This window comes from Nonomuraea sp. NPDC001684, from assembly GCF_053596515.1.
Window position 1 is genome coordinate 1 of sequence record NZ_JBSFGJ010000057.1, and the last position, 23,729, is coordinate 23,729.

Below are 23,729 nucleotides of genomic sequence, written 5' to 3' on the forward strand. Positions count from 1 at the left end.
GCGGCGCTGAGCCCCGCCTCACTGGCGCTGCTCACCGCCGCGTATCCCGCCCCGAAGGAGCGCGTCAGGGCGATCGGGTTGTGGGCCGGGTTCAGCGGCCTCGGCCTGGCCGCCGGACCGCTGGCGGGCGGGATCCTGGTGGAGTCCTTCGGCTGGCCCGCCATCTTCCTGGTCAACGTGCCCATCGGGGCGGTCCTGCTGCTGGCCGGGCTGCGCGCGCTGGGGGAGTCCCGCAACCCGAGCGCGCCGCCGATCGACGTCCCCGGCACGGTCCTGTCCGCCGCGGGCGTGGGCGCCGTGACCTACGGCCTGATCGGGGGCGGTTCCCGAGGCTGGACCTCGCCGGTGATCCTGGGCAGCTTCGCCGCCGGGCTGGCGCTCCTGGCCGCGTTCGTCGTGGTCGAGGGGCGGGTGGCGACGCCGATGCTGCCGCTGCGGCTGTTCCGTCAGCGGCTGTTCACGGTGTCGAACACGGCGATGGTCGTGGTCGGGTTCGCGCTGATGGGGTCGTCGTTCTTCTTCTCCCAGTTCTTCGTGTACGTCCAGGGCACTTCGATCCTGGTCGCCGGGCTGCAGACCCTGCCCGTCTCGCTGGCCATGGTGATCGTCAGCCCGTACGCGGGCCGGCTCGCGGCCAGGTACGGCTTCCGCGTCATCGCCGGCACCGGCCTGGCGCTGGCCGGGCTGGGGCTGCTGGCGCTGGGGCTCGTCCACGCCGATACCGGTTACGGGAACGTGTGGTGGCGGCTGGCGGTCGTCGGCATCGGGTTCGCTCTCACCATGTCGCCGCTGACCGGGGCCGCCATCCAGGCGGTCAGCCCGCAGGAGGGCGGCCTCGCCTCGGGCGTCGCCAGCACCACCCGGCAGATCGGCGCGGTGCTCGGCGTGGCGGTGCTCGGGGCGATCGTGCACACGCGGGAGTCCGGCGGAGCCTCGTTCGAGTCCGGCCTCAACAGCGCCTTCCTCGTGGCGGGTGCCGTGACGCTGGCCTGCGCCGTCTTCACCGGCCTGTGGCTGGCCGCGGCCCGGACGCCGAGCGGCGTCCGGGCGAACAGTCAGGAGGCCAAGCAGTCGGCGAGCGTCCGCTGACGGCTCGTCCCGGCCGCCGACTTCTCCGACAGCGCACCGGTAAGGATTGTCGGTGGCGTCTGCGACCGTGTGCCGCGTGGGTGAGCTGGTCGAGCGGGTGGATGAACAGGACCGCGTGCTGGAGGTCGTGGAGCGCGCAGAGGCGGTGCGCCGGCGGTGGATGCATCGGATCGCGACGACGATCTGCCGCGATCCGATGGGGCGGATCCTCGTGCTGCGCCGGGCCGAGGAGCATGTTCGCTTTCCCGGCCACTATGACGTGCTGGTCGGCGGCGCCGTGGGCGTGGGCGAGTCGTATGAGGACGCGGCGGCCCGGGAACTGGTCGAGGAACTGAGCGTCGGCGTTCCGGTGCGTTCTCTGTTCAGGTTCCTGTGCCAGGCGGGGATCAGCCCTGTCTGGTTCGGGGTGCACGAGGCCTTGGTCGCCGAGCCGTTGGCTCCGGATCCGTCCGAGATCGCTTGGCATGCCTGGGTCACGGAGCCCGAACTGCGGAAGGTGGTCGATCGAGGGCCTTTCGTCCCAGCCGGACGACAAGCCCTGCACCGATATCTCGGCCACCCGGCTCAGTGACGACAGCCGCTCCCCGGCGGACCCGGGGCGATCACCATGCGCCGCCTGGCCATATCCGGGCTGCTGCGGTTCGCGACGCCGCTCAGCGGCAGACGCTTGGGCCACGTCCAGCCGCACCTCGCCGAGAGGCTGGACGTGCTGCCAGAACAGTGGGGTCAGCCCGCGCCGGTCGGCGGATGTCCGGGGGCTTGAAAGCGCGTTGCAGGCGGTCGGCCGCTCAATGGTGCTCAAGTCCCCATACAACAGGAGGTTCCGATGAACCGCAGCTTGCGCGCCCTGTTCGGCCTCACCGCCACCGCCGCGACCATCGCCCTGACCGTCCCGGCCATGAGCAGCGCCGCGAACGCGTCGCCGGCCTCGCCTTCCGACCTCGACAACACCAGCCACGCCCGGGATCTCGCACAGGCGCGTTCCTTCCTGTTCACCTACACCTTCAACAACCACCTCAAGGTCGCCGGCGGCAATTTCACCGTCGACCACCGCGTCTTCGTGACCGTCAAGTTCAACAACGGCGTCACGAAGTTCTCCAGGTGGGTGATCGCCCGCACCCACCCCGTCACCCCCGGCGGCGCCGTCTACGTGGAGACGACCATCGCCGCCCCCTGCTCCGGCAGCAAGAACGGCTACGCGCAGGCCTACGACGAGGCCACCCGCACCTGGTCGCCGCGTCTGCCGGTGACGATCTGCCAGCGCATCGACTGACGTCCGACACCGGCCGCCTCGGTACTGTGGCTTCGCATGACCGAGATCGAGATCACCGCTGACCTGGTCCGTGACTTGCTGCGGGAGCAACATCCAGACCTCGCCGGGCTGGCCGTCCGGGAGGTGGCGGGGGGTTGGGGCAACCAGATGTGGCGCCTCGGGGACGAGTTGGCCGTGCGCATGCAGCGCATGGACCCCACCCCGGAGCTCCAGCTCAAGGAGCGGCGGTGGCTACCCGTGCTGGCCCCGCGCCTGCCGCTGCCGGTGCCGACCCCCGTGCGGTTCGGCGAACCGTCCGGGCGCTTCCCCAAGCACTGGACCGTGATGACGTGGGTCGCCGGTGAGCCGCTGGACCACGGCTCGATCAGCAGGGCCGCCCACGCGGCCGACACGCTGGCGGGCTTCCTGCGGGCGCTACATGTGGAGGCGCCCGCCGAGGCCCCCGCCAGTGCGGACCTCGGCGCTCACCCCAAGAGGTGCACGAGCGGCTTCGAACACTTCTTGCAGGCCGTTGACCCCGGCGCCGTCGGCGATGTCGGCGCCGTCCGTGACGTGTGGGCCGATGCGGTCGCCGCCCCCGAGTGGGCGGGCCCGCCGGTGTGGGTGCACGGCGACCTGCATCCCGCGAACGTCGTCGTCTCGGACGGAACGCTCGCGGGCATCGTCGACTTCGGTTCCTTGTTCGCCGGCGATCCGGCGTGGGACCTGGCCGCCGCATGGGTGCTGCTCCCCGCGGGCGCGGCCGCACGCTTCTTCGACGCGTACGGACAGGCGGACGAGGGGGCGATCCGGCGCGCCCGCGGGCTGGCTGCCATGAAGAGCCTCTTCCTGCTGCTCATGGGGCAGAACGGAGATCGCGGCCTGCCCGGCGGCAAGCCGCACTGGGGGCCTGCGGGCCGGGCGGCGCTCGATCGTGTGCTGAAGGGCGTGTGAGACACGCCACGGCCCGCGCCGGGACGGTTCCGTCACCGGAAGGCGTGGACGTTCTCGCGAACCCAGTCGTGGAGGGTCAGCGGAGCCCGGCCGGTGAGCCTTTCGACGGTGTCGAAGACCTTCCGGTCCCAGGCCGCCGATTGGCGCTTGAGCTCCAGCAGCGCCTCCAGACGAGGCCCCGACCAGCCGAGGCGGTCGAACTCCGCCCGGGTCTCGGCTGCACTGCGTTCGACGAGCTTGATCGACCGGTCCAGGATCTGCCCGATGACGTCGGCCTGGTCACGCGGTGAGAGGGCCTGGCCGCCGGTGAGGGTGTAGGCCCGGCCGTCGTGGCCGGGTGTGGTCAGGACATGCGCGGCGACGGCGGCGATGTCCCGGGGATGGATCATCGCGGAGACGGGGTCGCCTTCGGTGACGTACATGGTGTGCTCGGCGGCGATGGTGGGGGCGTAGCCGTGCAGGTAGGTCATGAAGGTGCCGGGGCGCAGCATCGTCCACGGCAGGCCGGAGTCCATGACGACCTGTTCGCCGAGCCGATGGCCGGTGCTGATGGGATCGGTGGCGTCGAAGGTGACGCCGCTGGTGGACAGCTTGACCAGATGGGAGACCCCGGCCCGGGCCGCCGCGGCGACCAGGTCGCGTTCCTGGACGGGGCCGTCCGGGCCGTACCCGGGCGGCAGGACGAAGACCTTCTCGACGCCGTCGAGGGCGGCGTCAAGAGTGTCCGGCCGGTCGAGGTCGCCGGTGGCGACCTCGACGCCGGCGGGGAACGCGGCCTTGGCCGGATCGCGGGTCATCGCCCGGACAGGCACGTTCCGGCCGGCGAGCAGGGCGAGGAGTTCGGAGCCGACAGTGCCGGTGGCACCGGTGATGAGGAACATGAAGGGTCCTTTCCGCGCGGTTCAGGACCGGGAGAGCTTGACGTCAGGGAGCAGCAGGGACAGGGTCAGCCCGATCAGCGCGATCGGGACGACGGCGAGGAAGACCAGGTGCAGCGCGTCGGCGTAGGCGGCCGGGCCGGGGTGGGCCGGCAGCCTGCCGGTCACGAGCGCGGCGAAGAAGGACGTGCCGAGCGCGGTGCCCGTCTGCCGGGCCATGGCGGCGGTGCCCTGGACGGCGCCGATGTCGTCACGACGGGCGGCGTTGCGGGCGGCCAGGCTCAGGGCCTGGGAGTTGAGCCCGCCGGCGATGCCGAACAGCAGCAGGAAGCCGGCCGCCACGACGGCGGAGAACGTGCGATCGCGGAACAGGCGCAAGGGGATGACCGGGTCCGCCGCGCGGCGCTGGGCGAGCACGAACAGCACCGGCAGCAGCACGCAGGCGGCGGCCAGGCCGAGGATGACCGGCGAGGTCCAGGCGTGGGCGGTGCCGGCCCAGGTGGTGAGCAGGTTCACCGCGACGATCGCGGCGGCCAGGAGGATGACGCCGAGGTGGTCGAGGCGGGCCTGTCCGCGCTGGACGGGCAGGTGCAGCCGGATCGCGACGACGGCTACGACGAGGGCGCCGAGGGGCAGGTTGACCAGGAAGATCGAGCGCCAGCCGGCCAGGTCGGTGAGCAGGCCGCCGATGGCAGGGCCGGTCAGGGACGCGGCGCCGAAGGTCAGGGAGAACCAGCCGTAGTAGCGGGCGCCCTGCTGAGGGGTGAACATCTCGCCGAGGATGGACAGCACCGAGATGAACAGGCCGCCGCTGCCGAGGCCCTGGACGACCCGGAAGACGATCAGCTGGGTCATGGCCTAGGCCAGGCCGCAGGCGACCGAGCCGGCCAGGAAGACCAGGATCGAGACGAGGAAGACGCGCTTGCGGCCGTAGAGGTCACCGAGCTTGCCGTAGACGGGGACGGCGACGCTGCCGGCGATGAGGTAACCGGTGCTGACCCAGGCGAACCGGTCCAGGCCGCCGAGGTCGGCGACGATGCGGGGCAGCGCCGTGGCGACGATCTGCGAGTCGAGCAGGGACAGGAAGACCGCCGCCATCAGGAGGACGACGACCGTGGTGGCGCCGCCCGGCACGGCAACGACAGGTGCGGAAGAACGGGAGGTCACGAAGATTCCTAGCGATCAGGAAGCAAGCTCCGCAGAGCCCGCGAACGAACGGAAGAACATCGACCCTGAACGGGCGATGGAGATGGGAATGGTCAGGCACGAACCTGACGCGAACCGGCCTGTTAGGCCCTCTCAACCCTGATCCACCCGCTTGCGGGATTATCGATCAAGGTCCTTCATGTGTTCGTCTGTTCTCGAGGCTCCCGATGGATCGCCAGGACGCGGACAGTCCGGGAAGTGATCAACCGGACGTCGGCGACGCTAACATCCGATGCCGGGGCAGTGCAACTCGACCGGTGACGCCGACGCCACGTCCGGTCCGCGCAGCCGGGCCGGGTCGGCTGCGATCGCGGCCGTCTTGCCGTCCAGGCGCCGGCCTTGCCCGTACGCCGCGGCGAAGGCTGCCTCGCCCAGCGCGGCCCGCCCTCTGCGGCTGAGTTCGCCGACCTGCCGATCGGTGCGGTCATGAGCGCCGCGCAGCCGGGACGCGGCGCCGAGCAGGACGGCCGAGTCGTGATGCCGTCCGTGCGCCTCGGCGAGCGCGGCGGCGTTCACCGCCACCAGCGACAGGATCGGCAGGTCCCCGGTCCGCGACGCCGCCGCGTACGCCTTCTCCAGCGCCTTCTCCGCGCCGGCCGGGTCGCCGGTCTCCAGGCAGAGCCAGGCCCGCGCGCTGCCGACCAGCGTGCGCACGTGGTCACCGGCGAACGTGGCGTCGCCGTCGAGGTCCCGTTCGGCGTCGTCCAGCAGTGCGCGCGCCCGGTCCAGGTCGCCGAGCCGCATCCGGAAGCCGGCCTCCCACGCGTCGAACAGGGCCCGCAGCTCCGTCGAGGTCGCCCGCCGCACCCGCTCGCGGGCCGACTCGATCATCGCGATCGCCAGGACGGTGTCGCCGCGCCGCAGGTGCAGGTCGATCCAGCGCAGGTCGCTGAAGACCTGGTCGCCGAGGCTGAGCGAGCCGAACTCGGCGGCCAGCGACCGGGCCTCGCGCAGGTCGGCCAGCGCGCCGTCGAGGTCGCCGTCGTACTGCCGCAGCTGGGCGCGCATCGGCAGCGCGGTCGCCTGGCCCCAGCGGTCGCCGACCTGCCGGAAGCGGGCCAGGGCCGAGGTCACGTCGGCGCGCGTCGTGTCGAGGTCGCCCGCGTTCTCGGCGAGCTGGGCCCGGAACATCCGGGCCAGCCCGGACAGCCATATGTCGTCGCCGTCGGCCAGCTGCTCGACGATCGCCAGCGCGCTCCTCTCCTCCTGCAGGAACGCGAGCGTGAGCGCGTACGCGCCGTACGGGCCGGGCAGCTCCGGGTACGCGAGCATCCGGTTGGTCAGCTCCCGTATCCGCGCCCGGTCGTCGGCGGCCTCCCCGGCGGTCATCCCCGGCCAGGTGTCGACCCGGTTGGCCAGGTGGATCGCCTGGGCGCAGTCACGTTCGGGCGTCGGCTCGCCGCCGGGCACCGCCAGTGCCTCGCCCAGCCAATAGGCCGCGTCGCGGTGCCGGCCGAACATCTGCCAGTACCAGGTCAGGCTCAGGGCCAGCGCGACCGCGCCGGGGGCGTCGCCGGTGTCGCACCGCCGGCGCAGGGCGGCCAGCGCGTTGTCGTACTCGGCGCTGTTGACCCGCATGGCCGCCAGCTGGCCGGGGCCGCGCAGCTGCGGGTCGTACCGGGCCATGAGCTCGGTGAAGTGACCGGCGGCCAGGTCGCGGACGGTGCCGAGGTCGCCCGTCCCGGCCAGGCGGTCCGTGCCGTACTCGCGCAGCGTCTCCAGCATGCGGTAGCGGCCCGGATCGGGCGCGAGCTGCAGCAACGACCGGTCGACCAGGGCCGCGAGCAGGTCGGGAATCTCGTCGGCCCGCACCGCGGTGCCCGCGCAGACCGCGGCGGCCGAGGCCGGCGTGACGCCGCCGGGCAGGATCGAGACGCGTTCGGCGACCGTGCGCTCGTCATCGCTCAGCAGCTGCCAGCTCCAGTCGACGACCGCGGCCAGCGTGCGGTGCCGGGGCAGCGCGGTGCGGCTGCCGGTGGTGAGCAGCCGGAACCGGTCGGACAGCCCGTCGGCCAGCTCGGGCAGCGACAACGTGCGCAGCCGGGCCGCGGCCAGCTCCAGCGCCAGCGGCATGCCGTCCAGGCCGCGGACCACCCGACGGACCTGCGGCAACGTCGTCTCGTCCACCTCGAAACCCGGGCGCACGGCGGCGGCCCGCTCGGTGAACAGGCGTACCGACGCCGCCCGGCGGGCCTGCTCGACGTCGTCGTCCGGGCCGGGCAGCGCGAGCGGGCCGAGCGGCACCAGCGCCTCGCCGTCGACCGCGAGGGGCTCGCGGCTGGTGGACAGCACGCGCAGCGCGGAGCATCGGGCGAGCAGGGCCGTGACGAGGTGGGCCACGGCGTCGATCAGGTGCTCGCAGTTGTCGATCAGCAGCAGGCTCTCCCGTCCGGCCAGCTGGTCGACGAGCACGTCCAGGTCGGAGCCCTCGACCCGCATCCGGGCCTCGAACATCGCGCCACCGCGGCGACCGCCGGGGGCTCGGCGCCGGGACGGTCGCCCCACAGCGCCACGGCCTCGGCGAGCAGGGCCGCCGCGGCGTTGGTGTCGCCGGCGCGCACGCGGTCGCGGCCGGCGGCGGCGAGCTGCTCGAACCGCAGCGCGTCCACGTCGGCCGCGTCGATGTCGAGCCGGTAGCCGCCGGCGACCTGCGTGACGTCGCCGGCCGAGCCGAGGGCCCGGCGCAGCCGCCCAGAAAGGCCGCATCGTGGATGCGCAGCGTCCAAGGGCCGTCCGGCGAGAGCGAACCACTGGGCTGATCAGTCCCTTATGGCTCATTCCGGGCGCATGTCGCGCAGAGTGACGAAATGTTTACGCAGTCGGCTGAGGTGAGAGCGCGAATCAGGCCGCAGGCGTGGTTGCGCGCACGAAGTCCGTCACCGGAGTCGGTGTGATCTGCGGGTACCGGTCGTTGTCAAGGGCGGCGAACTTCCCCTTCCCCGTCACCATGCACCACTGGTACTGGAGAGCGACGTAGTCGAACGGGTTCCGGGTTCGGGCGGCTTGGCGTTCGATCTCCGCGCGCAGCTCGTCGGCGGTGCCGAGGTGCCGCAGCTCCAGAGTGCGGCCCGAGCCGCGCTGGACGGCCTCGTGGAACTGCCGCATGGACAGCACGTCACCGGCGAAACGCAGCGTGCCGGTGGCCTGCCGGTCCAGGGCGACGGCGGCGGTGTAGGCGGCGGTGTCGGACACCGAGGTCAGGTCGAGCGGCTGATCGGGGTCGCCCCAGTGCGACAAAGTGCCCCGATGCCAGTCGACCAGGCCCATGAAACCGACCATCACCTCGTAGAACGCTCCGTTGAGCACGGAGATCACCTCAAGGCCGGCGTCGGCGTACGCGGCGGCGGCACGGCGACGCCAGTCGGTCATGACGTTGTCGCCGTCGTCGAGCTTGGTCAGGTCGATGGCGAAGTCGGAGGGGATGAACCGGCGGGCGCCGGCCTTCGCGGCGGCGCGCGCCAGGTTGGCCTGGCCGTCCACGATCACGTCGGGGCCGCCTTGCACGACCGAGACGACGGTGACGGCGTCGCCGACGGCCTCGGCCAGCACCTCGGCCGGGTCGGTGACGTCGCCTTCCGCCACCTCCACGCCGCGCGACCGCAGCGCTGCGAGCGCGGCCTGCTTGCTCGCGTCGGCGCCGGGCCGGACCAGGGCGCGGACGGCGGCGCCCTGGTCGAGAAGGGAGCTGACGATCTGACGGCCGAGCAGTCCGGTGGCGCCGGCCACGAAGACCTTCGAGGCAGTGGGCACGATCACTGGCTCCTTTCGAGAGCGAATCGGTGTTTCGCCCAGGCCGGTAACGGCTCTTGGGGCGTCATGGCGTCCTTGCTGGACTCAGGAGGGAGAAGGAGCTTGCCAGCTGATGGCGCGAATTTCCGCAGCGCGGCAGCGAGCCTGATGCTGTGTGTTCGATCTATCCGCGACGCAGGGTCATGCGCCCTTTTTGATCGCCTCGGCGAAGGCGGCGAGACCGTCGGCCAGATGCTCGATGTCGGACGGTTCCCAGCCCTCCATGAGCGCGGCGACGGCGGTCGTCCGGGCCTTCCAGAGTTCGCGGATGGCGAGCTTGCCCTCGCGCGTGACGCTCACCAGCCTGGCCCGGGCGTCGTCCGGGTCGGGCTGCCGCTCGATGAACCCGCGCGACTCCAGGCGTTTGGCGGGGGGCGAGAGCGTGGACTTGTCCACCTCCATCAGTTCGGCCAGCACCGACAACCGCACGGGGGCGTGCAGGGAGATCTGCGCGAGCAGGGTGTAGTCGCCCAGCGACAACTCCAGCCCGGAGGCGGCCATGATCCGTCGCCGCGTCGTCGGGGCGAACATCCAGTTGCCCACGGTGGCCAGCGCCGCCGCCACCCGATCGGTGGCCTCGCGCAGCCGGACATCGCCGTTCTCCGCCGTTCCTGACACCCCGGCCCCCTCCCATCATTAGTTGGTTGGCTCAAACCAACCATAGGGAAGGGTGGCGGTTCATGCAAGTGCATTCACCGTGCCGGTCGAGGCGAGAATCGTGGTGGCGGCCACCGGTGCGGCGACCGTGCACGACCTGGTCAACGGCAGGAGTTTCCCGGGATGGCGAGGACTTTACGGCTGGCGGTCGCGCAGAGCACGGTGCCCGAGGACCCCACCGATCCCGGCGCGCTGCGGGCGAGTGGCGCGCAGGTGCGCGGCCTGATGCGGGAGGCGAGCGCGGCCGGGGCGCGGCTGGTGCAGTTCCCGGAGGGGGCGCTCACATATCCGAGCAAGCACGTGATGTGCTCGGGGCCGTCCGGGACGCCGAGCGCGGCCGACTGGAGCCGGGTCCGCTGGGACGTGCTGCACGAGGAGGCCGAGTCGATCGCCGACCTGGCAGGACGACTCGGGCTCTGGGTGGCCTTCGGCTCGATCCACCCGCTGACCCCGCCGAACCGGCCGCACAACAGCCTGTACGTGGTCTCCGACCAGGGCCGGCCGGTCACGCGCTACGACAAGCGGTTCTTGTCGAACACCGAGGTGTCGTTCCTGTACGCGCCCGGTTCGTCCCCGGTCGTCTTCGAGATCGACGGCATCCGGTTCGGGTGCGCCCTGTGCATCGAGGCCGAGTTCCCCGAGGTGTTCGCCGAGTACGAGCGCCTGGAGGTGGACTGCGTGCTGCTGTCGGTGATGGTCGACGACTCGGCGCGAGCGGTCGTCGCGCAGGCGTACGGGAGGCTGTACGGCTACTGGCTCGGGTACTCCGTCCCGGCGCAGTTCAGCGCGACCGTCCCGTCAGGGGTCGTCGCGCCGGGCGGCCGCTGGCTCGCACGCTGTCCGGCAGACGGCCGACCGGCCCTGGCCGTGGCAGATCTCGACCTGGACGCGACGGACGCCGACATCGACGTGTCGGTCCGCCTGGCCCGGCCCTGGCGACGCCTGGCACGCGCCGGACTCTATGACGATCACCTGGTGCCGGAGGATCCCCGCAGCGGGACCCGCACGGCCTTCTGACCGTCGTCACGCCCACCCGGCGACCCCAATGTGCGGCTGTCACCGCGACCCGGGAGACGATCTGTCGACGGCGTCGAGAAACCGGGTGCCCCAGTCTCTGAGGTGATCGACGAACTCCGGCGATTCCAGCACCTCGAACTCCGCGCCGATGTTGCCCAGGGCCTGCGTGGGCCAGTCCAGGCTGGTGGAGGTCATCGTGAGCCGGCATCGATCGGGGGCGACCGGTTCGACCTCGCCCCATTGGCCGGCCCTCCGGCGTACCTGTTCCGCAGGTGCGTGAACCAGCGCGACGACGGTCCTGGCGGCGGGGACCTGGGCCGCGGTGCGGACGAACGCGGCGGCGTCCCCGCCGGGCAGCGGCCGTGGCAGGAAGGAGGCGCCGGTGTTGCGTGGCTGGGCCAGCCGGTCGAGGCGGAAGCTGCGCCAGTCGTGCCTGGTCAGGTCGTAGGCCACCAGATACCAGCGGCCCCCGAGCGCGACGAGGCGATGGGGCTCCACTTCGCGTTCGGTGCGCGCGCCGGCGCGTGCGACGTAGTCGAAGCGCAGCCGTTCCTGGTCCCGGCAGGACTGGGCGATCATCGTCAGCACCTCCGCCGGGATCACCGGCCCGGCCGAGGCCGCCGAGACGGTCATCGCGCGCAGCGCGTTCACCCGGGCCCGCAGGCGGGGCGGCAGGACCTGCACCACCTTGGTCAGCGCGCGCACCGCGGCCTCCTCCAGCCCCGCGATGCCGCTCTGCGCCGCGTCTCCCATGCCGACCGCCAGCGCGACCCCTTCTTCGTCGTCGAGCAGCAACGGCGGCAGCACGGCCCCGGGCGCCAGCTGGTAGCCGCCGTCGGTGCCTCGGGAGGCATGCACGGGATAGCCCAGCTCGCGCAGGCGATCGACATCGCGGCGAAGTGTGCGTTCCGACACGCCGAGCCGCTCGGCCAGATCGGCGCCCGGCCAGTGGCGGTGCGTCTGCAGCAACGACAGCAGGGTGAGGGTGCGGGAACTGGTGTTGGCCATATCGCCATTATCTGTGTACTTCCGGTCAGAAACTGGCCGGAAGCCTCCCTAGAGTGGTCAGCATGATCACTCAAGAGGTTCAGTTGACCGCCCAGATCGCCGCCGTCCCGGGCCCCGAGCACTTCACCGTCGCTCCGGCCGAGATCGAGGGGGAGGTCGTGGTCCGTACCGACTATCTGGGGCTGGCCGCCACCTATCTCGAACTCATGCGCGCCGACTGCCACCTTCCGATCCCGGCCTGGCAGCCCGGCCGGCGGGTGGGCGTCATGGCGATCGGCACCGTGCTGCGCTCGGCGAGCCCTGACCTGCGGGAGGGCGACCTGGTCCAGTCGATGAGCGGCTGGAGCACGCACTCGGCGGGCCCGGCGGCCTCCTACGTCAAGCTCGACCCGGACGCCCATCCCGACCCGACCTACCACCTGGCCCAGGGCCCGACCGCCTACCACGGCGTCGCGGACGTGGCCAAGGTCGGCGAGGGCGACGTCGTCTTCGTCTCCGGCGCGGCCGGCGGTGTCGGCTCGCTGGCCGGGCAGATCGCCCGCAACCTGGGCGCCAGGAAGGTGATCGGCAGCGCGGGCAGCCAGGCCAAGGCCGACTACCTCGTGGACGAACTCGGCTTCGACGCCGCCTTCGACTACCACCACGACCCGGTCGCCGCGCTCAAGGAGCTGGCCCCGGAGGGCATCACCGTCTTCTTCGACACCGTCGGCGGCGCGTTGTACGACGCCGCGCTCGCAGTCGCCGCGCCCGGCGCCAGGTTCGCCCTGTGCGGATCGTTGTCCACCCAGCTCGGCGCCGCCGCCGACCGCTTCCCCGCGCCCGATCGCGACGCCGCCCTGGCCAGGGACGTCGAGCTGCTGCCGTTCTCCTGCCACCACACCCCCGACCAGCTCGCCGCCTGGCACCGCCACTTCCGCACAGCGCTCGACCAGGGCCGGTTCGTCTACCCGCGGACCGTCGTCGAGACCGGCATCGACGGCGTCCCCGGCGCGTTCCTGGCCCTGCTGCGCGGCGAGTACCGCGGCAACGTCTCGGTGCGGCTGGTATGACCGTCCTGTCCCGCCGGGCGCTCAACCGGGCCCTGCTCCAGCGGCAGTTCCTGCTGGAGCGGACCGACCTGACGGCCCTGGAGGTGATCGGCCGTCTGGTCGCCATGCAGGCGCAGGAGCCGAACTGGCCCTACGTCGGCCTGTGGGCCCGCATCCGCGACTTCACCCACGCCGACCTCACCGCCCTGCTCACCCAGGGACGGGTCGTCCGGTCCGGTTTCCTGCGCAGCACGATGCACCTCGCCGCAGCCGACGACTTCCGTCGGCTGCGGCCGGTGCTGCAGCCCGTCCTGAACCGCACCGCCGACTCGGCGCACTTCCGGCGCAACAACGCCGGGCTCGACCCCGAAACGCTGGTGGCCGAGGGACGCGCCCTGCTGCGGACCGGGCCGCTGCCCAGGAAGGAGCTCGCCGGGCGCCTCGCGTCCCTCCACCCGGGCCGCGACAGCCGAGTCCTGGCAGGTGAGGTCGAGCTGCGCACCCCGCTCGTCCACGATCCGGCCACCGCATCCTGGGGCGGGTGGGGGACCCGCTCGTCGATCACCGTCAGCGCCGCGCCGGTCGAGGCCCCGCAGCCCGCCGCGCTCCGCGACCTGGTCCGCCGCTACCTGGCCGCCTTCGGGCCCGCCACCGTGGCGGACGTCCAGGCGTGGTGCGGGCTGACCCGGCTGGACCAGATCGTCTCGGACATGGGCTCGGACCTGCGCCACTACACCGGCCCCGACGGCCGGCGCCTGTTCGACCTGCCCGACGTCCCGCTCCCTGACCCCGACACCCCCGCGCCGGTGCGGCTGCTGCCCGCCTACGACAACGCCCTCCTGGGCCACGCCGACCGCAGCCGCATCATCGCCGACGCCGACCGCAGGCACGTCACCCCCGGACAGGCCAGGGTCCTGCCGACCGTGCTCGTCGACGGTTACGTCCGCGGCACCTGGTCCTTCACCGCAGGCGACGTACGACTGACCCCGTTCGGCAGCTTCTCCCGGGACGAACAGCAGGCAGTGGACGACGAGATCAGCCGACTGCTGCCGTTCCTGTCGCGCCGCTGAACGCGACGACCAAGAACGGGCGTCACAGGACGGTCAGGTGGCCGTACCTGGACAGGGTGGCGGCGAGGTCGCCGGAGGTGGCGCGGAGTGTGGCGTCCAGGAAGGCGACGGTGGCGGCCGCGGTGATGCGCGGCCCGGCGGTCCGGCCGAGAGAGCCGATGAGCGCGGGCAGGGGCGGCATGAAGAGCGGCGCGTCGGTGAAGGTGAGGTGCGCCGTGCCGGGGACGGTGAGCCGGTAGCCGGTCGCCGTGCTGAGCTGGAGCACCTGCGTGAGGCGCGGGATGTAGTCCGGCGACTCGCCCGGTTCGACGTCGTGGGTGAGCGCGAGCACGGGCTGGTGGAAGGGTCGCGCGACGGGGTCGCGGGGGAAGCCGTCCAGATCGATGACGGCCGCGAAGCGGGGGTCCTGGCGGGCGGCCTGCAGGGCGGCGGCGCCCCCGAGGGAGTGACCGGTCGCTGCGGCGCGGCGGACGTCGAGGCGTCCGCTCAGCAGGCCCGGGATCTCTCCACGGTCCAGGCGGCCGAGCTGGGTGAGGACGAAGCTGAGGTCGGCGGCTCTGACCGCCGTCCATCCGGCCGCGCGCCTGTTGTCCTCCGCCTGGTCGCCGGTGGCCGCGACGCGCGTGCGGACCGCTCGGCCGTCGGCGAGGGTGACGACGGCCGAGTCGTACGGGTGGTCGAGTGCGGCCACGACGTACCCGCGCCCGGCCAGTTCCTCGGCCCAGGCGGTGTTCTGGGTGCGCACACCTCCGAGCCCGGGCGAGAACAGCACCAAGGGGAACCGGCCCCCGCCGGCCACCGGCGCATCGGGCACCGAACGCGTGCGGGCGCGTGCCGGCTCGTCCAGCACGAAGGCGGGAAGGCCCAGGTACTCGGCCTGGCCACGGGCGACGACCTGTGCTTCGCGTGCCGTGCGGCCGAGGTACCGCGCGCGCTCGGCGTCCGGGGGGACGTCCTGCGCGGGATACCAGAGCTGGACGACCACCACCCGCTTGTCATCGGTCCTGGACGTGGCGGCTTCCGCCCGATCAGCGTCGGTCCACTGGACGACGGTGGTGCCGACGGCGTAGGCGCCCGACGGCTCGGGGAACACCGGCAGGGGCAGCGCCCACGCCGCCGTCGCGCCCGCGAGGACCAGCGCCAGGCATGCCGCCGACCCCGGCAGCGCCAGCCACCATCGAGCCCGCCGCCCGGCACGCCACCCCAGCAGTGACGGCGCGGCGAACGCCAGCGCGATGCCCCCGCCTGCCAAAACGGGGAGGAGTTGCCAGCGGATCCCGAGCACGGCCAGCACGCCCGCGGACACCACGAGGGCCGCCGCACCGGCCAGGATCGACGGCCGGCGCGCTCCGGGCGGCAGCCAGCGAGCCAGCACCAGCACGACGGCGGCTGCCACGGCCAGGAGTTCCACGAGGGACAGGCCGAACACGGTCACGTTCATGTGATCACGGTGTCGCAATGACCTCGGCCGGACATCGGGCCCGAGGCCGAGAGCCGCATGCGACCCCGGTATGACCGCCGCGACCTGTCTGCGACCGGAGTCGCAAGCGGCCGCGCCGCGCGATCAGGCAGGCTGGCCGAGGAACGCCGCCCGGTTCTCCTCGGCCCAGGAGGCGAACGTCCGCGCGGGCGTGCCGGTCAGCTCCTCCACCACCGGCGTGAGCTCGATCGGACGGCCGTCGCAGCTCTGCCAGTAGTCCAGCAGGGCGTCCGCGAAGGCCGCGTTCATGTACTGCGCCATTTCGGCCGTCCACTCCTGCCTGGTGACGGGCGTGATCGCGATGTCCCGCCCGGTGACGCGGGAGAGGATCTCGATCTGGTCGGTGAACGTGAGCGACTGGGGCCCGGTCAGTGTGTACGCTCTGCCGCCGAGGTCGGGATCGGCCAGAACGGCGGCCGCGACCGCCGCGATGTCCGCCTCGTGGATGGCGTCGACGTGCGCGTTCGGGTAGGGCAGCGTGATCGGCGTCCCCGACTTGATGGCCCATGACCACGCCATCGCATTGCCGCAGAAGGTGCCCGGCCGCAGGACGGTGCTCGGCACGGGCGAGGCGGCCAGGGCGCGTTCCGGGACGAGATGCGTGGCGGCCAAGGGGTTGCTGTCGGGATCGGGCATGAGCACGGCGGCGGAGGACAGCAGCACGACATGCTCGACCCCGGCCGCCTCGGCCGCCGCGGCGAACTCCTGCGCGTGCGACGGCTCGGCGTACAGGAACACCGAGGTCACGCCTGCGAGCGCACGGTCAAAGGTGGACGGATCGCCCAGGTCGCACCTGACGACGGACGGGTCGGCGGGGGCCTTGGACGCCGGTCGTACAGACAAGCCCCGCTCGCGCAGGAGGCCGATGAGAGCGGTCGCGACGGCGCCGCGAGCGCCGGTGACAAGGGTGGTCATGTCGGTGCAGATCCCTTCGCAGACTCTTCGCGACGTGAGCGCGACGCCTGTCGATAGAATGAAAGCGCGACACAGAAGTTGTGTCATGCAATGATTGCGTGACGAACATTATGAGGAGTACGGAGCCGCACGTGTCAAATCGAGCCGAGATGCTCAAGCGCATCAGCGACGAGAGTCAGCGCCACTACGCGGCCTACACGCTGTTCAACCAGGCCATGGCCGACCGGCTCGGCCTCCACCCCACCGACCTGCAATGCGTGGCCCTGCTCGATCTGGAGCAGGGGCCGATCAGCACCGGCGAGATCGCCCGCCTGGCCGGACTCACCCCCGGCTCGGCCACCCGCCTGGTCGACCGCCTGGACAAGGCGGGTCTCGTCGTGCGGCACGCCGACCCGGCCGACCGCAGGCGCGCCCTGGTCGCCCTGACCCCGGAGGCCCGTGCCCGGATCGGCGCGGCTTGGGACGTTCCCGGCAGGGCGTTCGTCGAGATGCTCGACCACTACGACGACGACGCGCTCGCCCTGATCGCCGACTATCTGGAGCGGGCGGCCTCGGTGGGCCGCGCACAGGCGCAGCGCCTCACGACGTCCGCCTAGAGCGTGGCTCGAAGGCGCCCGGGCCGGCCGGTTCGGAGCATGTCCGATCCGTACAAGCCCGATGCCGATCTCGCTGAATATCGTCACGGCTGTGCGCCTCGGCGGGCGCATGAGGACGGCCGGAAATGGACCGTCCGGATCGTTGTGCCCAAGTGAGATCTGGTTGAGACGGAGTGCTCGTGAATATTGGAATCGGTCTGCCGATCGCCGTTCCCGGACGTCCTGCGCGGGAGGTCAAGCAGTGGGCGGAGGACAGTGAGCGCCTCGGCTTCCACTCCCTGGGATCCATCGACCGCCTGGTCTACGACATCCTGGACCCGCTGATCTCCCTCGGCATCGCCGCGGCGGTGACCGAGCGCGTCCAGCTGTTCACCAGCGTGCTGAACGTCGGATGGCGAGGCAACCCGATCCTGTTCGCCAAGCAGCTCGCCACCGTCGACCTGATCTCGCAGGGCCGGCTAACGGCGGGCCTGGGCATCGGGGGCTGGCCGGACGACTTCACCCTCAGCGGCGCTCCCGACAAGGGCCACGGCAAGATCTTCGACGACACCCTGACCGAGATGCGCCGCGTCTGGGACGGTGAGGTCACCAGCATCTCCGGCCCGACCCCGCTGCCCGGCGAGGGCCGTCCCAAGCTGCTCATCGGTGGCCTGATCCCCGCGGGCCATGCCCGCGCCGCCCGCTTCGGCGACGGCTGGGTGGCGCCGACGCTGAGCCTGGACCTGCTGGTGAACGGCGTCCAAGGCGTCACCGAGGCATGGGCCGCGGCTGGGCGGCCCGGCAGGCCGCACATCCTCACCGGCCGCTACTTCTGCTGCGGTCCCGAGGCCGTCCAGCTCACCGACGAGTACGTGGCCCACTACTACGGGTCCAAGGAGTCGCCCTACTACGAGTCGGTCCGCGCCGACTCGCTCGACTCCGACGAGCGCCTGCTCAAGGAGCTGATCGCTCTGTCGGACGCGGGCGTCGACGACCTGGTGCTCTACCCGGTCAGCAGTTCCCTGGACCAGGTCCACCTGCTGGCAGAGGCGCTGGAGCGGGTGGGGGTCCGGCGGAACCCGACCTTCGACTTCACCACGGGCTGACCTGGACCGAGCCAGCTGAATGACGACACGTGAGGACATGCCAGTGATCGAGCAAATCCCGCCGACGGGTGGCCCCGCTCTGACCGCCGGGGCGGTGACGGTACTCGCCGGCAGCGTCAAGGGCCCGGTCTTCCTCCCCGGCGACCCGGGGTACACCGAGGAGGCGGAGGGCTTCGACCGCTCCGTCGTACACCACCCGGCCGTCATCGTCGGCGCGGCGGGCGCCGACGACGTGGTGGCCGCGGTGCGCTTCGCCCGCGACCACGGGCTGGGCGTCGCCGTACAGGCCACCGGCCACGGTGTGGGGCCACCCGCCGACGGGGCCCTGCTCATCTCCACGCGGCGCATGGACGGCCACCGGGTCGACCCCGAGCGCCGCACCGCGCGGCTGGAGGCGGGCGTGCTGTGGCGGGAGGTCATCCAGTCCGCCGCCCGGCACGGCCTGGCCCCGCTGAACGGCTCGGCGCCGTTCGTCGGCGCCGTCTCCTACACGCTGGGCGGCGGCATCGGCGTGCTGTCCCGCCGCTACGGTTACGCCGCCGACCACGTACGCTCCATCGAGGTCGTCACCGCCGACGGCGAACCGCGCACCGCCTCGCAGGAGGAGAACACCGACCTGTTCTGGGCGCTGCGCGGCGGCAAGGGCAACTTCGGGGTGGTCACCTCACTTGAGGTGGAACTGGTGGAGGTGTCGCGGATCTACGGCGGCGGCCTGTTCTTCGCGGCCGAGTCGATCCGTGACGTGCTGCACTTCTACCGCACCTGGGTCACCGAGGCGCCCGACGAGCTCAGCTCCTCCTTCCTGATGATGCCCTGGCCCGATGTGCCCGAGGTCCCTGGGGAGTTGCGCGGGCGTTTCGCCCTGCACCTGCGCCTGAGCTACCTCGGCTCGCCGCAGGACGGCGCCCGGCTGGTCCAGCCGCTGCGCGAGATCGCCACGCCGCTGCTCGACACGGTCACCGACCTCCCGTACACCGAGGTCGGCAGCATCCACAACGATCCGCCGACGCCCGGCTCGTACCACATCGACAACTTCCAGCTCACCCACCTCGACCAGGACGCCGTCGAGGCGATCCTGGCGCTGGTGGGCCCCGGGTCGAACAGCGCGGTCGGCATCGAGATCCGTCATCTCGGCGGCGCCCTCGCCCGGCCGCCGCGCCTGCCGAACGCGGTCGCGCGCACCGCCGCCCAGTTCCAGCTGTACTCCGCCGGTGTCCTCGGCATCGGCGAGGACGAGGCCGTACATGCCGGGCACGACCGGGTCGTCCAGACCCTCGCCCCCTGGAACAGCGGGATGCGCACGCTCAACTTCATGGCGGGCGTCGCCCACACCGATCCGGAGGACGTGCGGCAGGCGTTCACACCGGAGGCGTACGAGCGGCTGGTCGCCGTCAAGACGGCCCACGACCCCGGCAACATGTTCCGCTTCAACCACAACATCCCGCCGGCGCCTGGCTGAAATCGTCCGCCTGCCCGAACAGCAGCGATATCCACCGGCGTCCCATACCAGTATTGGACGCCACAAGATCTGTTCTGATCTGCTGGACCGGCATCGACGTCCCTCTGGGCCGATCGGATGAGGATCTGTGCCCGTGAAAGAGCAGGTGTTCGGCCATGTCCCTCGGGCAGTCCGTCCCATCCCGCCGTGCGTTGCCGGCCGCCGCACGCGGCCGACGGACCCTCGCCTGCTGCTGACCAGCGCTCGCCCGCACAGATCCTGGCTCGCCCGTGGCCCCGGGGCTCCGGCGGCCTGTGGGCATTTGCTAGCGGGACATCCCGTCGTGCCCGCCTCTTCCGGCGAGGCTCTGGAGCTGCCCTTCGTGCACGCTGCTCACCCACTCCCAGCCCGGCTTGGCCGACGGGCCGATCCGCGGATCGGCGGAGACGTGGCCGTTCCGCAACCCGAGCACGTACGCCCGATCCTGCGCGATCCGCGCCTTCATCTGGTCGGACCCGCCGACGGACCCATGGCCGGGGACGACGACGTCGACGCCGCCCGCCACGTCCTCCAGCAGCCGGAGCGCGGTGAGGTAGTCCTCGATCGGGTCGGCGGTGCCGTCCAGGTCGAGCATCGGAACCAGGACGTCGGACAGCATGTCGCCGGCGACGAGAACCCCGCGTTCCTCGATCAACAGCGCCGCATGGCCGGGGGCGTGTGCCTGATGCTCTATGATCCGGATCTCGGGGCCGTCCCAGGGGATCCGGGTGGTTCCGGCGGGCAGGCCGGTGATGAGGCCGAGCAGGTCCATCGGCACCTGGCCGGCGATCTCCGTCTCCAGCAGGTGGTCGGCGACGCGGGCCTTCGCGGCTTCGTCCGGCAGCTGCTCACGGACGGTGGCCGCGCAGCGCGCCGTGCCGTAACGGGGCGCGTCGCCGAGCCGGGCGTGCCAGAGCAGGTGATCCCAGTCCGGATGGGTCGAGAACCCCGCCACCACGGGCCGGCCTGATCCGGCGAGGTCGTGCGCGAGGCAGTCGAGCTCGGCGCCGGTCACCCCGGGGTCGATGAGCAGCACCCCGGCCCGGCCCCGCACCGCAACGGCGTTGCTCTGCACGAACTCGCTCTCGTGAACCCACACGCCCTCCGCGACCTGCTTCAGCACGAGCTCGCCTCCTTCGCGTCCCGGACGGCGTAGCGATGCATCGTGACGCCCTGCTCGAACGTTCGCTGCTCCAGCAGGTCGAGATCGATCGGCAGGTCGTAGTCGTCGAACAGCGGCCTGCCGAAGCCGAGGATCGCGGGGTGGGTGAAGAGCAGCAACTCGTCCAGCAGCCCCGCCCGGAGCAGCTGCGTCGCGAGCGTCGCGCCGCCCACGCCGATGCTGCCGTCGGTCTCGGCGCGCAGGGCGGCGAGCTGCTCGATCGCGTCGTCGCCGCCGATGATCCGGGTGTTGTGAGCGGCGCTGCGGCGCGTGCGGGAGACGAGCACCTTGGGCTTGGCCGTCCACATCTCGCCGTACTCATGCATGTAGTCCGGCAACGACGCGTCCTCGCTCGCCCGTGGCCAGTACTCCTCCTTGACCTCGTAGTAGACCCGCCCGTGGACCATGAGCGCGAGCGCCCGCATCTGCGCGTTGGCCGCGCGGTGCAGTTCCTCGTCGACACGCAGCCATTCGCCGGCGCCGGCGTCCCCCGGAACCTGCTCGATCCGCAGGTCGAGGGAGACCTGCATCGCGTAGACGAAGCGACCCATCAGCTCCTCCTCGGAAAAAGTGATTGCAATTTGCAACTACTATAGGAGGAGCGAAAACCCTGTCAAGGAGGAGAGGAATCGTGGAACCACGGTCCGGATGCCCGATCAACGCCGCCGTCGAGGTGCTCGGAGATCGCTGGACGTTGCTCGTGCTGCGCGACGTCATCTTCCACGACCGCCGCCACTTCCGGGCGCTGCTCACCGGGTCGATCGAGGGCATCGCCTCGAACATCCTCGCCGACCGCCTCGTGCGGCTCGTCGAGGCGGGGATCCTCGCCCGCGGCACCGCCGCGCGAGGTCAGCGCGCCCGCTACAGCCTCACCGAAGCCGGCATCCGGACCCTTCCGGTCATTTACGCCCTCGGCGACTGGGGCCTCGACTGGCGTCCGGGCAGCGACGACCTCCGGAGCCGGCAGCAGGCCATGCGGGACGAGGGCCCCGCGTTCATCGAGGAGCTGATGGACGAGCTGCGCGTCCGCCACCTCGGCGCCCCGCCGAAGCCGCACGACGGCCCCGGCCCGTTCGAACGCCTCGACGCCGCCCGCGCCGCGGCCGCCCCGCAAGAACACGTCGATCAACGGTGACGGCACCCCCTCGACAACCGCTGGTGAACCGGGACAATCGCCTGTCGTGATGGGTGTCTCGGGCTTCGAGCCGACCTTTCTCGTCGGGCTCGAAGCCGTCCGCGAGCACCACGGGCCGCGCCTGGCCGCGCTTGCCGGTCGGCGGCTGAGTGGCTTCGCGCTCGTACGTTTCGTCACGGCCCCGGTCACCGGCTGGGAGGAGGACGAGCTCACCCCGGCGTGGTCCAGCGCCGACGAACGGCTGGAGTCGTTCGTCGGCCAGGAACTGCGCGAGGTTGCCCTGCTCGAGTGGCGGCCATCACGTCCCGACGTGGCGGCCGGCACCCTCGCGGTGGAGTTCGCCTTCGGCACGGGACGCTTCCACATCGCCAACGCCCTCGACGAGAACAGCATCGAGGTCGGCGACGCCCATCCGGAATGGGTGCGGCACCGGCTGGGCCGCGGCGCGCAGCCGTCCTAGGTCGGATGCCGGAACGTCCGCGTCCATGGACGGGGGCAAGATCAGCCGTTCGGCCGAGCGGGTTGTGGACTCGTGGCCGATGTCGGCCTTGCCCCGGAACCGCAAGATCAACCGCATGGCACTCGACAAGCCCAGAAGGCCCGTACTCGTGGCCGCCGTAGCCGGGGTGCTCGCCCTCACGGCCTCCCTCGCCTGGACACCCGCCGCTGCCGCGGCACCCGGTACGCCGTATCTCCCGAAGCCGACCGGCCCGCACCGGGTCGGCATGACGTCCCTGCACCTGACCGACGCCTCCCGTCCCGACCCGTGGGTCCCCGCGGCCAGGACGAGGGAGCTCATGGTCTCCCTGTGGTACCCGACGGCGGCGCAGGCCGGACGGCGGGCGCCGTACGTCACCCCCAAGGAGTCGGAGCTGCTCCTGAAGGGATCGGGGATCAAGGAACTGGAGAGCATTCCGCCGGACGGGCTGAGCCGCACCCGTACGAACGCCCTCGAAGACGCCGAGCCCTCGGGACGCCGGCGCGGCCTGCCGCTCGTGGTGCTGTCGCCCGGCTTCACCTGGCCGCGCAGTTCGCTCACGGGTCTGGCCGAGGACCTGGCGAGCCGGGGGTACGTGGTGGCCGGCATCGACCACACCTACGAGAACTTCGCCACCACCTTCCCTGACGGGCGGATCGCCACCTGCGCCGCCTGCGCGAACGTCGACGACGACGACTTCGGCCAGAGGGTGATCAGAAGCCGGGCGATCGACACGCGCTTCGTGCTCGACCGGTTGACCGGGTCGCGGCCCGCGTGGAAGGGCGGCGCCCTGATCGATCCGGCCCGGATCGCGATGGTGGGCCAGTCCATCGGCGGCGCCGCCGTCCCGGCGCGGCCATACTGCGATTCGTGACCCTTGAACAGGTACGTGTCCACCACCGCACCGGGCAATGGTGCTCCGGCGTCCGAACCGGCGACAACATCGTGGCCTACGACGTCGAGATCCTTCCCCCTTGGCGGGTTCCCGGCCGTCCCACGACCGATCGCTGCTTCGTGATCGCCGACGAAGGGGTGCAGATCCGGCGGCCGGTCACCTTCGTGGACGCACTCGAAGGCGCGTGGTACATCGACCTGGTCGAGGTGGAGGAGGCGAGCCCGAAACGGCTGACGGTCCGCGACCTCTACGTGGACATCGTCGTGCCCCCGGCCGGACCCCGCTACGAGGTCCTGGACCTCGACGAGCTCGCCGACGCGCTGCGGGACGGCGTCATCGACGCCGCCACCACGGTCAGGGTGCTGCGCGACCCCCAGCGCTTCATCGACAGGCATCTGCGCAACCTGAACCAGGACCCGCCGAACTCGTGGCCGGACTTCCCGCCCGCAGCCGTGCTGGACCTGGCCGACCTGCCGCCCTTCGACGTCACACGGGGCTGAACCAAGGCGTCCTCGGCCCCGAAGCGACCGCGCCGCCACGGAGGAACCCCGCCGACCG

24 protein-coding genes and 1 pseudogene are annotated in these 23,729 nt (G+C 71.8%); 14 read left to right on the forward strand and 11 right to left on the reverse strand.

What is annotated here, in order from left to right; translation table 11 throughout:
- From ACWCSD_RS13960 to ACWCSD_RS13975, 4 genes are all read left to right on the forward strand, one after another.
- Positions 1-1,089 (forward strand): MFS transporter (locus ACWCSD_RS13960; RefSeq protein WP_449914970.1); only part of this gene is annotated, 1,089 nt, incomplete at its 5' end.
- A 76-nt stretch (positions 1,090-1,165) separates the two neighbouring features.
- Complete coding sequence (locus ACWCSD_RS13965) at positions 1,166-1,660, forward strand: NUDIX hydrolase (RefSeq protein WP_449914973.1); 495 nt, start codon at positions 1,166-1,168, stop codon at positions 1,658-1,660.
- Between the two features lie 255 nt (positions 1,661-1,915).
- On the forward strand, positions 1,916-2,362 hold the full coding sequence (locus ACWCSD_RS13970; protein ID WP_449914975.1) for a hypothetical protein: 447 nt from the start codon (positions 1,916-1,918) through the stop codon (positions 2,360-2,362).
- A 36-nt stretch (positions 2,363-2,398) separates the two neighbouring features.
- On the forward strand, positions 2,399-3,295 hold the full coding sequence (locus ACWCSD_RS13975; protein ID WP_397157204.1) for an aminoglycoside phosphotransferase family protein: 897 nt from the start codon (positions 2,399-2,401) through the stop codon (positions 3,293-3,295).
- Positions 3,296-3,327: 32 nt separating this feature from the next.
- On the opposite strand, the gene ACWCSD_RS13980 is transcribed toward ACWCSD_RS13975, so the two are convergent.
- From ACWCSD_RS13980 to ACWCSD_RS14005, 6 genes and pseudogenes are all read right to left on the reverse strand, one after another.
- On the reverse strand, positions 3,328-4,176 hold the full coding sequence (locus ACWCSD_RS13980; RefSeq protein ID WP_449914980.1) for an NAD(P)H-binding protein: 849 nt from the start codon (positions 4,174-4,176) through the stop codon (positions 3,328-3,330).
- A gap of 21 nt (positions 4,177-4,197) precedes the next feature.
- Positions 4,198-5,271 (reverse strand): annotated as a pseudogene (locus tag ACWCSD_RS13985) (MFS transporter).
- A gap of 330 nt (positions 5,272-5,601) precedes the next feature.
- Positions 5,602-7,833 (reverse strand): ATP-binding protein, encoded by a 2,232-nt coding sequence (locus ACWCSD_RS13990; RefSeq protein ID WP_449914983.1) that lies wholly within the window; start codon positions 7,831-7,833, stop codon positions 5,602-5,604.
- Complete coding sequence (locus ACWCSD_RS13995; RefSeq protein ID WP_449914986.1) at positions 7,749-8,105, reverse strand: BTAD domain-containing putative transcriptional regulator; 357 nt, start codon at positions 8,103-8,105, stop codon at positions 7,749-7,751. Before ACWCSD_RS13995 ends, ACWCSD_RS13990 begins: the two co-directional genes overlap by 85 nt.
- Positions 8,106-8,220: 115 nt before the next feature.
- Positions 8,221-9,129: an NmrA family NAD(P)-binding protein gene (locus ACWCSD_RS14000; RefSeq protein WP_397157198.1), complete on the reverse strand. Its 909-nt coding sequence runs from the start codon at positions 9,127-9,129 to the stop codon at positions 8,221-8,223.
- A 180-nt stretch (positions 9,130-9,309) separates the two neighbouring features.
- Positions 9,310-9,786, reverse strand: a complete 477-nt coding sequence (locus ACWCSD_RS14005; RefSeq protein ID WP_397157196.1) for a MarR family winged helix-turn-helix transcriptional regulator — start codon at positions 9,784-9,786, stop codon at positions 9,310-9,312.
- A 162-nt stretch (positions 9,787-9,948) separates the two neighbouring features.
- Between ACWCSD_RS14005 and ACWCSD_RS14010 the strand changes: the two genes are divergently transcribed.
- Positions 9,949-10,842 (forward strand): carbon-nitrogen hydrolase family protein, encoded by an 894-nt coding sequence (locus ACWCSD_RS14010; protein WP_449914991.1) that lies wholly within the window; start codon positions 9,949-9,951, stop codon positions 10,840-10,842.
- A gap of 39 nt (positions 10,843-10,881) precedes the next feature.
- Here the strand turns inward: ACWCSD_RS14010 and ACWCSD_RS14015 are convergent, their stop codons facing one another.
- Complete coding sequence (locus tag ACWCSD_RS14015) at positions 10,882-11,850, reverse strand: helix-turn-helix transcriptional regulator (RefSeq protein ID WP_449914993.1); 969 nt, start codon at positions 11,848-11,850, stop codon at positions 10,882-10,884.
- Positions 11,851-11,912: 62 nt separating this feature from the next.
- Between ACWCSD_RS14015 and ACWCSD_RS14020 the strand changes: the two genes are divergently transcribed.
- Together ACWCSD_RS14020 and ACWCSD_RS14025 are read left to right on the forward strand one after the other, a co-directional pair.
- Positions 11,913-12,899 (forward strand): zinc-binding dehydrogenase, encoded by a 987-nt coding sequence (locus tag ACWCSD_RS14020; protein WP_449914996.1) that lies wholly within the window; start codon positions 11,913-11,915, stop codon positions 12,897-12,899.
- Positions 12,896-13,948, forward strand: a complete 1,053-nt coding sequence (locus tag ACWCSD_RS14025) for a winged helix DNA-binding domain-containing protein (protein WP_449914998.1) — start codon at positions 12,896-12,898, stop codon at positions 13,946-13,948. Before ACWCSD_RS14020 ends, ACWCSD_RS14025 begins: the two co-directional genes overlap by 4 nt.
- Positions 13,949-13,970: 22 nt before the next feature.
- On the opposite strand, the gene ACWCSD_RS14030 is transcribed toward ACWCSD_RS14025, so the two are convergent.
- Positions 13,971-15,389 carry an alpha/beta hydrolase family protein gene (locus ACWCSD_RS14030; RefSeq protein WP_449915001.1) on the reverse strand — a complete coding sequence of 473 codons (1,419 nt, stop codon included), beginning with the start codon at positions 15,387-15,389 and terminating at the stop codon, positions 13,971-13,973.
- A 123-nt stretch (positions 15,390-15,512) separates the two neighbouring features.
- A complete protein-coding gene (locus ACWCSD_RS14035) occupies positions 15,513-16,343 on the reverse strand; it encodes an NAD(P)H-binding protein (RefSeq protein WP_449915004.1) in 831 nt (276 codons plus the stop codon).
- Between the two features lie 131 nt (positions 16,344-16,474).
- Between ACWCSD_RS14035 and ACWCSD_RS14040 the strand changes: the two genes are divergently transcribed.
- From ACWCSD_RS14040 to ACWCSD_RS14050, 3 genes are all read left to right on the forward strand, one after another.
- On the forward strand, positions 16,475-16,939 hold the full coding sequence (locus tag ACWCSD_RS14040) for a MarR family winged helix-turn-helix transcriptional regulator (protein WP_358287222.1): 465 nt from the start codon (positions 16,475-16,477) through the stop codon (positions 16,937-16,939).
- A gap of 179 nt (positions 16,940-17,118) precedes the next feature.
- A complete protein-coding gene (locus tag ACWCSD_RS14045; protein WP_449915008.1) occupies positions 17,119-18,024 on the forward strand; it encodes an LLM class flavin-dependent oxidoreductase in 906 nt (301 codons plus the stop codon).
- A 43-nt stretch (positions 18,025-18,067) separates the two neighbouring features.
- Positions 18,068-19,483 carry an FAD-binding oxidoreductase gene (locus tag ACWCSD_RS14050; RefSeq protein WP_449915011.1) on the forward strand — a complete coding sequence of 472 codons (1,416 nt, stop codon included), beginning with the start codon at positions 18,068-18,070 and terminating at the stop codon, positions 19,481-19,483.
- A 304-nt stretch (positions 19,484-19,787) separates the two neighbouring features.
- Here ACWCSD_RS14050 and ACWCSD_RS14055 read toward each other — a convergent pair whose 3' ends face one another.
- Positions 19,788-20,624 carry an MBL fold metallo-hydrolase gene (locus tag ACWCSD_RS14055; protein ID WP_449915014.1) on the reverse strand — a complete coding sequence of 279 codons (837 nt, stop codon included), beginning with the start codon at positions 20,622-20,624 and terminating at the stop codon, positions 19,788-19,790.
- A complete protein-coding gene (locus tag ACWCSD_RS14060) occupies positions 20,618-21,214 on the reverse strand; it encodes a dihydrofolate reductase family protein (RefSeq protein ID WP_449915017.1) in 597 nt (198 codons plus the stop codon). The genes ACWCSD_RS14055 and ACWCSD_RS14060 overlap by 7 nt, the downstream gene beginning before the upstream one ends.
- A gap of 80 nt (positions 21,215-21,294) precedes the next feature.
- Between ACWCSD_RS14060 and ACWCSD_RS14065 the strand changes: the two genes are divergently transcribed.
- The 4 genes from ACWCSD_RS14065 to ACWCSD_RS14080 all read left to right on the forward strand — a co-directional run bounded on the left by ACWCSD_RS14065 (position 21,295) and on the right by ACWCSD_RS14080 (position 23,671).
- Positions 21,295-21,798 carry a winged helix-turn-helix transcriptional regulator gene (locus tag ACWCSD_RS14065; protein WP_449915020.1) on the forward strand — a complete coding sequence of 168 codons (504 nt, stop codon included), beginning with the start codon at positions 21,295-21,297 and terminating at the stop codon, positions 21,796-21,798.
- A gap of 46 nt (positions 21,799-21,844) precedes the next feature.
- Positions 21,845-22,258, forward strand: coding sequence for a hypothetical protein (locus ACWCSD_RS14070; protein ID WP_449915023.1), 414 nt, complete (start codon positions 21,845-21,847; stop codon positions 22,256-22,258).
- 115 nt (positions 22,259-22,373) lie between these two features.
- A complete protein-coding gene (locus tag ACWCSD_RS14075; RefSeq protein ID WP_449915026.1) occupies positions 22,374-23,150 on the forward strand; it encodes an alpha/beta hydrolase family protein in 777 nt (258 codons plus the stop codon).
- On the forward strand, positions 23,147-23,671 hold the full coding sequence (locus tag ACWCSD_RS14080) for a DUF402 domain-containing protein (RefSeq protein ID WP_449915029.1): 525 nt from the start codon (positions 23,147-23,149) through the stop codon (positions 23,669-23,671). The genes ACWCSD_RS14075 and ACWCSD_RS14080 overlap by 4 nt, the downstream gene beginning before the upstream one ends.
- Positions 23,672-23,729: the final 58 nt, after the last annotated feature.